This is a genomic window from Stenotrophomonas sp. 63632_Sma (genome assembly GCF_056482875.1).
On the sequence record NZ_CM151220.1, the window covers coordinates 1,942,583 to 1,955,194 of the forward strand.

A 12,612-nucleotide genomic window follows, 5' to 3' on the forward strand; every position below is an offset into this window, starting at 1 on the left:
ACTATAGGCAGGTAAATGCCTGCATGTCAAATCCGGTGGACGGGGGGCTGGATCAATACACTGGGCACCTGCCAGGCATGGCCTGGCACTACTGGATCTACGGGACGTCAAGGAGTGCAGGCATGACTGAAGCTGGAAAGGAAATCTTGAACATCCGCCGCGCCAACGTAGACGATGCCCCTGCGGTGCTGACGCTCTTCGATGAAGTCATCGAATGGTTCGTGTCGATCGGCAACCTGCAGCAGTGGGGCAGCGAGCCGTGGTCGACGATGCAGCGCCGGATCACCCAGGTGACCGATGCCTGCGCGCTGCCGGGTGCATGGGTGGCGCAGAACGAGCAGGGTGACGTGCGGGCGTTCCTGGCGCTGGGCGAGTCGATGCCCTATGTGCCTGCGCCCACCGGACCGGAACTGCATGTGCGGGTACTGGTGGCATCGCGTGATGCGCGCGTGCGTGGCATCGGCCGGCGCCTGATGGCCTTTGCCGATGAGCAGGCGCGCGCTGCCGGGCTCGACCATCTGCGCGTGGACTGCTACGGCGGTGGCAACGGTGATCTGGTGCGCTTCTATGAGACCTGCGGCTACACGCGCATCGCGTCGTTCAATGTGGATGGCTGGCCGGGGATGTTGCTGGGGCGACAGCTCTGACGTGGCTGCGTCATTCGGTCGCAGCGTGCGTGCAGGAAACGGTACATCGGTTCGGCGCTAGAGTAGGGGCATGACCTGCATGGAATGGCTGTGTCATTCCACTGCGGGTTCCTGATGACCCCCTCCAGGAAGGAGCAACGCATGTACTACAGCAGTGGCAATTACGAAGCCTTCGCGCGCCCGCGCAAGCCCGCCGGTGTCGACGGCAAGCGCGCATGGTTCGTCGGTTCGGGCCTGGCCTCGCTGGCTGGCGCCGCGTTCCTGGTGCGCGACGGCCGCATGGCCGGTGAGCGCATCACCATTCTCGAGCAGCAGCAGATTCCCGGCGGCGCGCTGGATGGCCTGAAGGTGCCTGAAAAGGGCTTCGTGATCCGCGGCGGCCGTGAGATGGAAGACCATTTCGAGTGCCTGTGGGATCTGTTCCGCTCGATTCCGTCGCTGGAGATTGAAGATGCCAGCGTGCTGGACGAGTTCTACTGGCTGAACAAGGACGACCCGAACTATTCGCTGCAGCGCGCCACGATCAATCGCGGCGAGGATGCGCACACCGACGGCCTGTTCACCCTGACCGAGCAGGCGCAGAAGGACATCATCGCGCTGTTCCTGGCCACCCGGCAGGAGATGGAGAACAAGCGCATCGACGAGGTGCTGGGCCGCGATTTCCTGGACAGCAACTTCTGGCTGTACTGGCGCACCATGTTCGCCTTCGAGGAATGGCATTCGGCGCTGGAGATGAAGCTGTACCTGCATCGCTTCATCCACCATATCGGCGGCCTGCCGGATTTCTCGGCGCTGAAGTTCACCAAGTACAACCAGTACGAATCGCTGGTGCTGCCGCTGGTGAAGTGGCTGCAGGACCACGGCGTGGTGTTCCAGTACGGGACCGAGGTGACCGACGTCGACTTCGATCTGGCGGCCGGCCGCAAGCAGGCCACGCGCATCCACTGGACGCGTGACGGTGTAGCCGGTGGCGTGGATCTGAGCGCGGATGACCTTGTGTTCATGACAATCGGTTCGTTGACCGAGAATTCGGACAACGGCGACCACCGCACGGCTGCGCGATTGAATGAGGGGCCGGCGCCTGCCTGGGACCTGTGGCGACGCATTGCCGCCAGGGATCCTGCGTTCGGGCGTCCGGACGTGTTCGGCGCGCACATCCCGCAGACCAAGTGGGAATCGGCGACAGTGACGACGCTGGACGCACGCATTCCGGCCTACATCCAGAAGATCGCCAAGCGCGACCCGTTCAGTGGCAAGGTGGTGACCGGCGGCATCGTCAGTGTGCGTGACTCGCGCTGGTTGATGAGCTGGACGGTGAACCGCCAGCCGCATTTCAAGAACCAGCCCAAGGATCAGATCGTGGTCTGGGTGTATTCGCTGTTCGTGGATACGCCTGGAGACTACGTGAAGAAGCCGATGCAGGACTGCACCGGCGAAGAGATCACCCGCGAGTGGCTGTATCACCTGGGCGTGCCGGTGGAGGAGATCGACGAACTGGCTGCCACGGGCGCGAAGACGGTGCCGGTGATGATGCCGTACATCACGGCGTTCTTCATGCCACGCCAGGCCGGTGATCGCCCGGACGTGGTGCCGGAGGGCGCGGTGAACTTCGCCTTCATCGGCCAGTTCGCCGAATCGAAGCAGCGCGACTGCATCTTCACCACCGAGTATTCGGTGCGCACACCGATGGAAGCGGTGTACACGCTGTTAGGTATCGAACGCGGTGTGCCCGAGGTGTTCAATTCCACCTATGACGTGCGCTCGTTGCTGGCGGCGACCGGTCGCCTGCGCGATGGCAGGGAACTGGATATTCCCGGGCCTGCGTTCCTGCGCAACCTGCTGATGAACAAGCTGGACAAGACCCAGATCGGTGGTCTGCTGCGCGAGTTCAAGCTGGTGCAGGAGGACTGAGCGCGCGTCAGTGTGGAGGGGAGCGCGCCGGCAAGGCCGCGGATCAGTCGGCCAGCACGGTTCCCGCTCCTTCGCCATAGGTCGCCCTGGCGCTGCCACACACCGCGTAGGTGGCAGCGCTGGCTGGCAGGCCAGTGGCCTTGATGCCGCGCCGCGAATCGCCGTCAAAGACCTCGGCGTAGCGTTCGGCGGCCAGCGCGTCATCGGGCAGCATGTACAGCAGGACGCGCTGCAATGTGGATTGCCCCTGCAGTGGCTGCGGCTGCCGGAACGCGGGCACCTGCACGCGCGCGCTGTGCCACCGCGTCGGCGCGTCTGCAGTCTGCCAGCGCACCTGCAGGGGCAGGTTGAGCGACAACAGCGCGGGGCTGACCGGGTAGCCGTAGGCTGTGCAATCCCGGGGCGCTTCCGGGATGTTCGCGATGGCCCCGTCGCCGATGTCCAGTGTGAGGCCATTGATTTCCATCCGCAGGATGGGCGCACTGCCGTAGTTGTGGATCTTGAACAGCGTCAGGCCTTCGAAGCGGCTGCGCTCCAGATCATCGGTGGTGAAGCCACTGAAGCGTGCGAGCGCGGGCGCGACCTCTACGTGATCGCTGTAGTGATAGTAGATATGCACGAGCTCGGGTGTACCCGCACGTCGCCAGGCCGCATTGAATGACGCAAGGTCGGGGTACGGCCGACGGACCAGCGGCACATCGGTGACGGCGCGATCTCCAGACGGTGTGGCGTAGCGGTAGTGGTCGACGGAGGGCTTCAGGCGCGCATCTTCATATGGGAACCCCCTGTCTGCATCGGACTGCGGGTTGGGGTAGCGGTGGAAGGCCATGAACCGCTCGGGCAGGTCGTCCTGCATGGGCAGGTCCGGGCCAGCGCCAGAACCGGTGGATGCATACGGCGAGGTGTCCAGCCAAAGGCGTTGCCCGCTGAGGTTGACGTGCAGCTCGGCGATGGACGCGCGTGAGCCGCCGGCCAGGCTGTCCACACTGCCTTGCAGGGCGTGCCACAGTGGGATGATGAGCATGGAGGCGGCGGTCGGCACGAACATCAGCACGTGTATGCGGCCCGGCACCTGCCCGCGCTGGCGCACCATGTAGCGCAGCCAAGCCAGCAGGAGCACCAGCAGCAGCGGGACGCCGACCCAGATCACGATGGTGGCCAGCGCCACGACGCCCCAACCCAGGTTGGGGGTAGCCACGGCAACCAACGAGAGCGTGGCGATCAGCGCCGCCAACACCAGCGATACGCCGATTCCAAAGCGATAGGTCCTGTAGGGGCTGTCGGTCATCACCGTTCCGTCGGCACTGCGGGACATGCCCCTATAGTGCAGTGGTGGTGATGGCGTGGAAAGTCGTCGAAGAAGAGGGCGGGGGGCCTTGCCTGCCGGCCAGAGGCCGGCATTACCCGGGGTTCAGCAGCCGACCAGACGGTCCGCACTGATGCCGTTGCGATGCTGGCTGCGGTACTCGGTGGGGCTGGCATCGACCTGACCACGGAAGTGCCGACGGAACGACTCCTGCGAACCAAAGCCGGCCTGCTCGGCAATCCACTGCAGTGGCCGGTCGGTGGTTTCCAGCAGCTCACGGGCGAGGGCTACGCGCTCGCGGATCAGCCAATCGATGGGCGACAGACCGGTGGCTTCCAGGAACTGCCGCTGCAGGGTGCGTTGGCTGAGCGCAGCCTGCTCGGCGAGGCTGCCTAGCGAATGTGGCTCGCGCAGGTTACGGCGCATCCACTCCATCAGCTTCGCCAACCGCGTGGGCTCGCCGTTGGGGATGGCCCGGCTGACGCGCTGGCTGCGCCCGGCATCACGCCAAGGTGCCAACACCAATCGCTCGGCCACCAGATTAGCCACGCGCGCGCCGTAATCCTTGCGCACCATGTGCAGCATCATGTCCATGCCGGTGGCCGATCCGGCCGAGGTGATGATGCTGCCGGTGTCCACGTACAGCACATCCTCGCGTACGTCGATGCGTGGGAACTCGCGCGCGAGCGCTTCGGTGAGGCGCCAGTGGGTGGTGGCCTCGCGGCCATCGAGCAGCCCGGCCCAGGCCAGCACGAACGCACCGGAGCAGATCGACGCGATGCGTGCGCCGCGTGCATGGGCGCGGCGCAGTGCATCGAGCAGGGCCTGCGGCGGACGTTCGCTGGGTTCGCGCCAACCGGGGATGACGATGATGTCGGCGTCATCGACGCTGCTGAGATCGTAGGGCAGCTGCACCTGGGTGCTGCCGAGCATGCGCAGTGCGCCGGGCTCGCCGGCGCACAGCTGGGTGCGGTACCAGGCCACGCCCAGTTCAGGCCGTATCGGTGCGAACAGGCCGACCGCACAGCCGAACTCGAACAGCCCCTGGCCGTGGCAGGCGACGATGGCGACGAGCGGGGCGGCGGGATCGGCGGGTGGGCTGGGCATGGCTTGATGCTACGGGTGGCGGTGCGTGGCGCAGAGCGGTGCGCGGGCATGAGGTGATGCCTGCGGAGCATGTAGAGCCGAGCCATGCTCGGCTGTTCTTTGTGGCTCAATTGAATGGGCTTCGTCTGGCATTGAGCCGAGCATGGCTCGGCTCTACAGAGAGCAGTGCGCCGGTGCAGGCCGCCTAACGTCATTACCAGCAGTCATGTGGATGGCCGGATATGACGGTTGGGTGACGCGATCCCGCCTGTCGCGGTGGGTGAACAGGCCCTTGAATGGAAGCGTGTTTCCGGCCCACCCCCACGAGCCCCCATGCCTGCCGCCTACGCCCCAGTCCTGAGCACTCTAGCTGTCCTGATCGCCGCCGTCCTCGCTGCTTCGCCCAGCCATGCGGCGGAAGCCGATGCGGACCCTGCCACCACTGCAGCCACTGCCAACGTGGCAGCCTCCACGCTGGATGCGGTGGTGGTCACCGGTTCACGCACCAGCACGCGTACGGTGAAGAACAGCTCCACGCCCATCGACGTGATCTCCGCCGAGGACCTTGCTGCTACCGGGCAGGGCAACCTGCTGGAAGCGCTGCAGCGCAGCCTGCCGTCACTGAGCCAGATCGGCGGCTACCAGAGCGACCAGGAGAGCCTGATCCGCGGCTACCAGCTGCGCAACCTGTCGCCGGGCTACACGCTGGTACTGGTCAACGGCAAGCGCCGCAATGCCAGCGCCTATGTAAGCGGGGCCAATGGTGGCGGCTTCCCCGGACACGCGTGGGCGGACCTGGCGTTGATTCCGGTCTCGGCCATCGACCATGTGGAAGTGCTGCGTGATGGTGCCTCCGCCATCTACGGCTCGGACGCGATCACCGGCGTGGTCAACGTGATCCTGAAGTCGCAGGCGCATGGTGGTGATGTGTCGGTGGAGAGCGGGCAGAGCACCGATGGTGATGGTTCGCGAACCAGCGTGCGCGCCAACGTCGGCCTGCCTTGGGGCCAGGATGGCTTCATCAACCTGTCCGGCGAGACCACCCGCCAGCATCATGCGATCCGTACCCGTCGCTACATCGACGGCTACCTGAGCTACCCCGCCGTGGATGGCAGCGGCAATCTGGTGGCGCTGCGGCCGAACAATCGTTTGCCAGCGGGTGCTGCGCCGAACCCGGCCGAGGCCAACCGCGATGCCGAGGCCAACACCATCCTCAGCTCGCCGTCGTATGCGTTGAAGGCCTTCGCGGTGAACGTGGGCCATGGCCTGGGTGAGAGCGCGCAGTTTTATGCCAATGCTACGGCCAGTGACCGCACCGCACAGGCGATCCAGAATTTCCGTCTGCCGGCGACCATCTTCACCACTTACAGGGCTCCCGGCGTGCTGAGCGTGTTTCCGGATGGCTTCCTGCCGGTGCTGGAAACCAAGGAAAAGCAGTACACCGGTACGGCCGGGGTAAAAGGCCAGATCGTTGGCTGGGACTACGACGCCAGCCTGACCGGCAACCGCAGCACCGTGCGCACCTATACGCGCAACTCGGTGAACTACTCGCTGCCGTATCCCGGTTCGCCCACCGACTTCTATGACGGCAAGCTGGATTACCAGCAAGGCATCGCCAACCTGGACCTGCGTCGCGGCTTCGAGGTGGCGGCGTTTGCTTCGCCGCTGGAGGTGAGCGCGGGCGCCGAGTATCAGCACGAACAGTACGAGCGTGGAGCAGGGCAGTGGGAGTCGTATACCGGCTTCGGCGCTGCAGCCTTCGTCGGCTATTCCACCGCCGACGTGGTGAAAGCCACCCGTAACAGCAAGGCGGTGTACGTGGGTGCGGCCACCAACATCACCTCGCGCTGGTACCTGGATGCGGCCGCGCGCTGGGAAGACCATTCCGATTTCGGCAGTGTCTCTACCGGCCGCCTGACCACGCGCTTCGACTTCACCGACGCGCTGGGTGTGCGCGCCACGGTCAGCAACGGTTTCCATGCGCCCAGTCTGGGTGCGCAGTTCTACCAGGCCACCGGCAGTTGCCCGTGCGGCACCACGCTGGTGGCGCAGGTGTCTTCGCCCGCGGCGATTGCGTTGGGTGCCACACCGCTGAAGCCGGAAAAGGCCACCAACTACAGCCTGGGCGTGACCTGGGACCCGAGCCCGGCGTTCCATCTGGCGGTGGATGCCTATCAGATCGACATCCGCGGCCAGCTCGGCCAGTCCAGCCAGATCGGCTACAACGCGCAGGATCCGGCGCGCGTCACCGACAACAGCGGCACGGTGCTGAGTGCGGCGCAGAAGAACACCATCGATGCACTGCTGGGTTCGGCCGGCATCAGCATCCTGCCGGGTGATGCGTTCTACGCCAGCTACTTCACCAACGTGGGCAATACCCGGACACGCGGTGTCGAGCTGACCCTGGAAGCGAACCAGGAAACCGCGTGGGGCAAGCTGCGCTGGAGCTACGCGGCCAATGTCGGCCGTACCACCATCCAGAAAGTCAGCAACATTCCGACGGCACTGCAGGGCCTGCCGAACATCAACCTGCTGACCAAGAGCAGCGAGTACGCGCTGCGCTTCCGCACGCCCAGCTACACCCAGGTGGCGGGACTGGGCTGGCAGAACGGGCGCTGGCGCTCGAATCTGGACTTCACCTACTACGGCCCGATCAAGCGCCTGAACAACGGCGTGGAGTACAGGCAGCCGCCGGTACTGGTGACCAACCTGTCCGGTGGCGTGGAGCTGGGTGCGGGCTGGAGCGCGGCGCTGGGCATCAACAACGTGTTCGACAAGCGCACCCGCAAGGTGCCGGAGTACGCGCGCAGTGCCACCGATGTGGCCAGCATCGAGACCACCTGGGACAGCGGCGATGTGCTGAGCAATGTGGGTGCGTACTGGTTTGGCCGGGTCAGTTACCGGTTCTGAGGTGGGAAGCAGTCGAGATCCTATGTTCGTGGTCAAGCCTGCTGGAAGCAGGCTTGACCCACCTTCAGCATGGCCGGATCGAAGTCCCGGCCGCTTTTGAAGACACCCCAGGCGATCCTGGCCAGCTTTCTGGCCAGGATGTTGAAGACGGCGGTGCTGGGGTGACCGCGTTTTGACAGCTCGTCGTAGAGCGGTTGCCCCCGGCGACACCGCTTGAGCCCCATTGCGGCCATGTAGAGCATCTGGCGCAGCACTGGCGCGCCCTGTTTGGACAGCCGACGCCGTCCCGTTCTGCCGCCAGACTCGTTGGGCCGGGGATCCAGGCCGGTGCAGGCGATCCACGCGTTGGCGTTGGCCAACGGCCAGCGCGTCATGTAGTAGATCAGGTGAGCGGCGACGGCAGGGCCGATACCAGGGATGGTCAACAGGCGCTTGTAGAGCGCGCCATGCTCTCCATCGCGACCCAAGCGCTGCAGTTCGCTTTCCAGCTCGGACAGCGTCCCAGCCAGAGCGCAGAACAGATCTGACAGCTCCCCGGGGGCACTTTTGCTTACCCCGAAGGATTGCTCCAGGCGCGCGCGTGTCTTTACCAGCGTCTGCCGCTTGCGCAGCAAATCGTGCATCTGCTGCTGCTCGTCGGTACGCGGTACGTATTCACGCAGGCGATCGCTCTCCTTCTTCACGTACCGGGCGATCGCTTCGGCGTCCATGGCGTCCGTCTTGCCACGCGAGCCCGTCGCCCGGCCGTAGTACTTGATCAGACGTGGATTGATCACATAGACAACGTGGCCTGCCTGGCCAGCCATCCGAGCCAACAACTCGTAGTACCGCCCCGTCGCCTCCATGCCAATCCGGCATCGCTGGGGCAAGGTGTTGAGCCACTGGGCTATGCTAGGCCCGGGTGTTGGCGATCCTGTCGCAAGCCTTGCGGTCGGCCACTGCCGGTACGAACTCCTTGGAGTCCACGTCCACGCCAATATCGAGAGAATCAGACATTTGTACGGCTCCCAGCTATCTTTAAGGGGCTGGGGTGGTACCGCACCGACGTTAGCTTGCCTACATCGACGATCCCCTTTGGGGGCCGTACGATCCTTTATCGACGTTCGTGTGCGGGATGGGGATCGCTCGACTCGTCTGTCGGCTAGTATCCGCAGATGCATGCTTGACGGTCCCTCCACCCTGGCTCCTACATACCGCGTAGGAGCCGGGAGGAACATACAAGCATGGCTCGACTCTACAAAAGCGAAAGGCAGCCGAGCATGGCTCGGCTCCATACGGGAGCAGTTCATGTCTTCTGCATTGAGGGTGGTTGCATTGGTGGGGTCACCGACCAGCTCGGCGACGTCGCGCACGTTGTTGCTGGCGCGGCATCTGCTGGTGTCGCTGCAGCAGCGGGTCCACGCCCGCGTGGACCTGGTGGAGCTGGCGCCGATCGCGCGCGCGCTGGGTCAGTCGCTGTCGCGCGGCGAGGCGGAGCCGGCGGTGGAACAGGCACTGCAGACCATCGAGGCGGCCGAGCTGCTGGTGGTGGCAGCGCCGGTCTATCGCGGCTCGTATCCCGGGTTGTTCAAGCACCTGGTCGACTTCATCGGGCTGGAGGCGCTGGTGGATGTGCCGGTGCTGCTGGCAGCGACCGGCGGCAGCGAGCGCCACGCGCTGGTAATCGATCACCAGCTGCGGCCGTTGTTCAGTTTCCTGCAGGCGCACACGCTGCCGATCGGGGTGTATGCCACGTCCGCCGACTTCGAGGGCGAGCACATCAGCAGCGCGGCCCTGCAGGCGCGCATCGAACTGGCGACCGAGCGTGCGGCCGGGCACTTGGCCACGCAGGCGCAGGCGCTGACGGTAGCGGCGCCGCTGCGACGTATCGCCTGACGCCATAACCGGCAGCGCTTTGCTTATGGCTACGCCGCATCTGCGTGGCCGGATCTGACCGCCGATTGTCGCCAGCCGTCGCTGCTGCGGCTGCTGGCATCTCTAGCATCGATATCGAAGCGGCATCGCATTGCCGGCCCCGATGAGGACGACCCCAGTGACTTTCGACGCAGCAAGCAAACCCATCCTGTTCCTGCTCGACCGTGAGTTCGAGGACGGCCAGATTCCCGGCCAGCGCTTCTTCTGCCGGCACAGCCTGTTGCTGGAGGGCGCGCTGTCGAGCATCGATGGCCTGGACGCGCAGCTGGACGTGCGCCGCATCGGCTTCGCGCGACCGCGCCGTGAGGTGATCGCCGAGATCGGTGAGCAGGACCAGTCACTACCCAAGCTGGTCCTGCCGCAGGGCGTGCACAGCGAACTGGCCAGTGGCGCGCACCAGGACCGCCAGTACATCTCCGGTGCAGAGCCGATCCTGGCCGCGTTGAACGGCTTGCTCGGCATTCCCGTGGCCCACCCCTGAGCGAGGACGTGACCATGAGCTATCAGATCAGTGTGCTGGACAAGAGTCCGGTGGCCGAAGGTGCCTCGCCGGAGCAGGCGCTGCGCAACAGCCTGCAGCTGGCGCAGCGCGCCGAACAGCTGGGCTACCACCGCTACTGGTTTGCCGAGCACCACGCTGCACCGACGCTGGCCAGCCCCGCACCGGAAGTGCTGGCTGCGTGGGTGCTGGCGCAGACCCGGCGCATCCGCATCGGCAGTGGTGGGGTGATGCTGCGCCACTACGCGCCCTACAAAGTGGCGGAGAACTTCAACCTGCTGTCGGCGCTGGCGCCGGGGCGTGTCGATCTGGGCGTGGGCAAGGCCCCCGGTGGCCTGCCGGCCTCGACTGCCGCGCTGGCAGCCGGGCGTCCGGCGTTCGCCGACTTCGACCAGCAACTGCGTGACCTGGAAGGCTATCTGTCCGGGGCCGACACCGAGGCACAGGCTCGGCCGGTTCCGCAGCAGGCACCGGAGCGCTTCCTGCTCGGGGCCAGCCCGCAGAGCGCGCAGCAGGCGGCCGAGCTGGGCTGGCGCTTCGTCTACGCCGCGCACTTCGATGGTGACCCGAAGCATATCGAGGCCGCGTTCGATGCCTACCGCAACGTTTCAAAGCAGCCGCCGCTGCTGGCCACGGTGGCCTTCGCCGCACCAACTGCCGAAGCCGCAGCGCGTCATATCGGCGCGCTGCGCGTCTACAAGCTGCACCTCGGCCCCGGCCAGACGGTGAATCTGCCCAGTCCCGAGGCGGCTGCCGAGTACGCGCGGCAGGTGGGCGTGGCTGACTTCCGCATCGAGGAGACACGCCCGAGCGTGTTGTCCGGTGATGCGCAGCACGTGCGTGACGAACTGGATGCGCTGCACCGGCGCTTCGGCGTGGGCGAGTTCGTTCTCGATGCGCCGGTGGCCGACCTCGACGCGCGTCTTACATCCCTTGAACTGCTGTCGCCCGCGCCGCGCGCGGCGGTGGCCTGACCTGCAGGAGCGATTCCCATGAGCACGACCACGCGCCACATTCCGTTCGGCATCATGCTGCAGGGCCCTGGCAGCCACATGCATGCCTGGAAGCATCCGTCCAATCCGGCCGATGCCAGCGTCAACCTGCAGTTCTACATCGACATCGCGCGTACCGCCGAGGACAACGGCATCGCCTTCGGCTTCGTGGCCGACGGCCTGTACATCAACGAGAAGTCGATCCCGCACTTCCTCAATCGCTTCGAGCCGATCTCGCTGCTGTCGGCGCTGGCCACGGCGACGAAGAAGATCGGCCTGGCGGGCACGCTGTCGACCTCCTACAGCGACCCGTTTACCGTGGCCCGGCAGTTCGCTTCGCTGGACCTGCTCAGCGGCGGTCGTGCCGGTTGGAACGTGGTGACCTCGCCACTGGAAGGCTCGGGCCGCAACTACGGTCGGCCGCATCCGGAGCACGCGTTGCGCTACCAGATCGCCGACGAGTACCTGGACGTGGTGCAGGGGCTGTGGGATTCCTGGGACGACGATGCATTCGTGCGTGAGCGCGACAGCGGCACGTTCTTCGCGCCGGACAAGTTCCGCCGCCTCGACCACAAGGGCCGCTTTTTCCAGGTGGAAGGGCCGCTCAACATCCAGCGTTCGCCACAGGGGCAGCCGGTGATCTTCCAGGCCGGGTCGTCCGACGATGGCATCGCGCTGGCCGGCAAGTACGCCGATGCGGTGTTCACCCATTCGCCATCGCTGGAGGAGACCCGCGCGTTCACCCAGAAGGTGAAGAACTCGGCGATCGCCCACGGCCGCAGCGGCAATGACGTGAAGATCTTCCCGGGCATCGGCCCCATCGTCGGTCGCACCGCGGAGGAGGCTGAAGCCAAGTACCAGGCAATCGCCGCACTGGCCACGCTGGAGGATGCGCTGGCGTACCTGGGGCGCTTCTTCGACCATCACGATTTCAGCCAGTACGATCCGGACGCGCCGTTCCCGGAGCTGGGTGACATCGGCAGCAATTCGTTCCGTTCCACCACCGACCGCATCAAGCAGGATGCGCGTGAGAAGGGCCTGAGCCTGCGCCAGGTGGCGCTGGAAGCGGTGAGCCCACGGCCAAATTTCATCGGTACGCCGGAGCATGTGGCCGACGAGCTGATCCGTTGGTTTGATGCTGGTGCCAGCGACGGCTTCATCCTCGGTTTCGCGGCACAGCGCGAAGGCCTGGACGATTTCGTGACCCAGGTGCTGCCGATCCTGCAGGCGCGCGGCTACCACCAGCGCGAGCTGGAAGGGCAGACCCTGCGCGCGCATCTGGGCCTGCCGTACAAAGCCAGCCGCCATGCGACCGATGCCGAGCCGGCGCGGAAGGCAGGGTAAGGC

Annotated in this window: 10 protein-coding genes; 7 read left to right on the forward strand and 3 right to left on the reverse strand. The window is 65.6% G+C overall.

Going from position 1 to position 12,612, the window contains the following annotated elements; all coding sequences use genetic code 11:
• The first annotated feature begins 122 nt into the window (after positions 1–122).
• Positions 123–647, forward strand: coding sequence for an N-acetyltransferase family protein (locus ACZK45_RS09050; protein ID WP_478445720.1), 525 nt, complete (start codon positions 123–125; stop codon positions 645–647).
• A gap of 141 nt (positions 648–788) precedes the next feature.
• On the forward strand, positions 789–2,558 hold the full coding sequence (locus ACZK45_RS09055; RefSeq protein WP_478445721.1) for an oleate hydratase: 1,770 nt from the start codon (positions 789–791) through the stop codon (positions 2,556–2,558).
• A gap of 43 nt (positions 2,559–2,601) precedes the next feature.
• Here the strand turns inward: ACZK45_RS09055 and ACZK45_RS09060 are convergent, their stop codons facing one another.
• Together ACZK45_RS09060 and ftrA are read right to left on the reverse strand one after the other, a co-directional pair.
• The gene (locus ACZK45_RS09060; protein ID WP_478445722.1) at positions 2,602–3,873 is read right to left on the reverse strand and encodes a hypothetical protein; all 1,272 of its coding nucleotides are present in this window, start codon (positions 3,871–3,873) and stop codon (positions 2,602–2,604) included.
• A gap of 96 nt (positions 3,874–3,969) precedes the next feature.
• Positions 3,970–4,971, reverse strand: a complete 1,002-nt coding sequence (gene ftrA, locus ACZK45_RS09065) for a transcriptional regulator FtrA (RefSeq protein WP_478445723.1) — start codon at positions 4,969–4,971, stop codon at positions 3,970–3,972.
• Positions 4,972–5,283: 312 nt separating this feature from the next.
• On the opposite strand from ftrA, the gene ACZK45_RS09070 reads away from it, so the two are divergent.
• Positions 5,284–7,860, forward strand: coding sequence for a TonB-dependent receptor plug domain-containing protein (locus tag ACZK45_RS09070; protein ID WP_478445724.1), 2,577 nt, complete (start codon positions 5,284–5,286; stop codon positions 7,858–7,860).
• Positions 7,861–7,892: 32 nt separating this feature from the next.
• Here the strand turns inward: ACZK45_RS09070 and ACZK45_RS09075 are convergent, their stop codons facing one another.
• The gene (locus ACZK45_RS09075; RefSeq protein ID WP_478445310.1) at positions 7,893–8,705 is read right to left on the reverse strand and encodes an IS110 family transposase; all 813 of its coding nucleotides are present in this window, start codon (positions 8,703–8,705) and stop codon (positions 7,893–7,895) included.
• Between the two features lie 442 nt (positions 8,706–9,147).
• Between ACZK45_RS09075 and msuE the strand changes: the two genes are divergently transcribed.
• The 4 genes from msuE to ACZK45_RS09095 all read left to right on the forward strand — a co-directional run bounded on the left by msuE (position 9,148) and on the right by ACZK45_RS09095 (position 12,609).
• Positions 9,148–9,735, forward strand: a complete 588-nt coding sequence (msuE, locus tag ACZK45_RS09080; RefSeq protein WP_478445725.1) for an FMN reductase — start codon at positions 9,148–9,150, stop codon at positions 9,733–9,735.
• Positions 9,736–9,877: 142 nt separating this feature from the next.
• Positions 9,878–10,255 carry a DUF3088 family protein gene (locus ACZK45_RS09085; protein WP_219628908.1) on the forward strand — a complete coding sequence of 126 codons (378 nt, stop codon included), beginning with the start codon at positions 9,878–9,880 and terminating at the stop codon, positions 10,253–10,255.
• A gap of 14 nt (positions 10,256–10,269) precedes the next feature.
• Positions 10,270–11,247, forward strand: coding sequence for an MsnO8 family LLM class oxidoreductase (locus ACZK45_RS09090; protein WP_006362431.1), 978 nt, complete (start codon positions 10,270–10,272; stop codon positions 11,245–11,247).
• Between the two features lie 18 nt (positions 11,248–11,265).
• On the forward strand, positions 11,266–12,609 hold the full coding sequence (locus tag ACZK45_RS09095; RefSeq protein ID WP_006362434.1) for an LLM class flavin-dependent oxidoreductase: 1,344 nt from the start codon (positions 11,266–11,268) through the stop codon (positions 12,607–12,609).
• Positions 12,610–12,612 lie beyond the last annotated feature (3 nt).

Bases quoted from the DNA above. Each gene is read 5' to 3' on its own strand.
- msuE (WP_478445725.1), top strand. From the start codon at position 9,148: ATGTCTTCTGCATTGAGGGTGGTTGCATTGGTGGGGTCACCGACCAGC.
- ACZK45_RS09050 (WP_478445720.1), top strand. From the start codon at position 123: ATGACTGAAGCTGGAAAGGAAATCTTGAACATCCGCCGCGCCAACGTA.
- ACZK45_RS09055 (WP_478445721.1), top strand. From the start codon at position 789: ATGTACTACAGCAGTGGCAATTACGAAGCCTTCGCGCGCCCGCGCAAG.
- ACZK45_RS09060 (WP_478445722.1), bottom strand. From the start codon at position 3,873: ATGTCCCGCAGTGCCGACGGAACGGTGATGACCGACAGCCCCTACAGG.
- ACZK45_RS09075 (WP_478445310.1), bottom strand. From the start codon at position 8,705: ATGGAGGCGACGGGGCGGTACTACGAGTTGTTGGCTCGGATGGCTGGC.
- ACZK45_RS09095 (WP_006362434.1), top strand. From the start codon at position 11,266: ATGAGCACGACCACGCGCCACATTCCGTTCGGCATCATGCTGCAGGGC.
- ftrA (WP_478445723.1), bottom strand. From the start codon at position 4,971: ATGCCCAGCCCACCCGCCGATCCCGCCGCCCCGCTCGTCGCCATCGTC.
- ACZK45_RS09090 (WP_006362431.1), top strand. From the start codon at position 10,270: ATGAGCTATCAGATCAGTGTGCTGGACAAGAGTCCGGTGGCCGAAGGT.
- ACZK45_RS09070 (WP_478445724.1), top strand. From the start codon at position 5,284: ATGCCTGCCGCCTACGCCCCAGTCCTGAGCACTCTAGCTGTCCTGATC.
- ACZK45_RS09085 (WP_219628908.1), top strand. From the start codon at position 9,878: ATGAGGACGACCCCAGTGACTTTCGACGCAGCAAGCAAACCCATCCTG.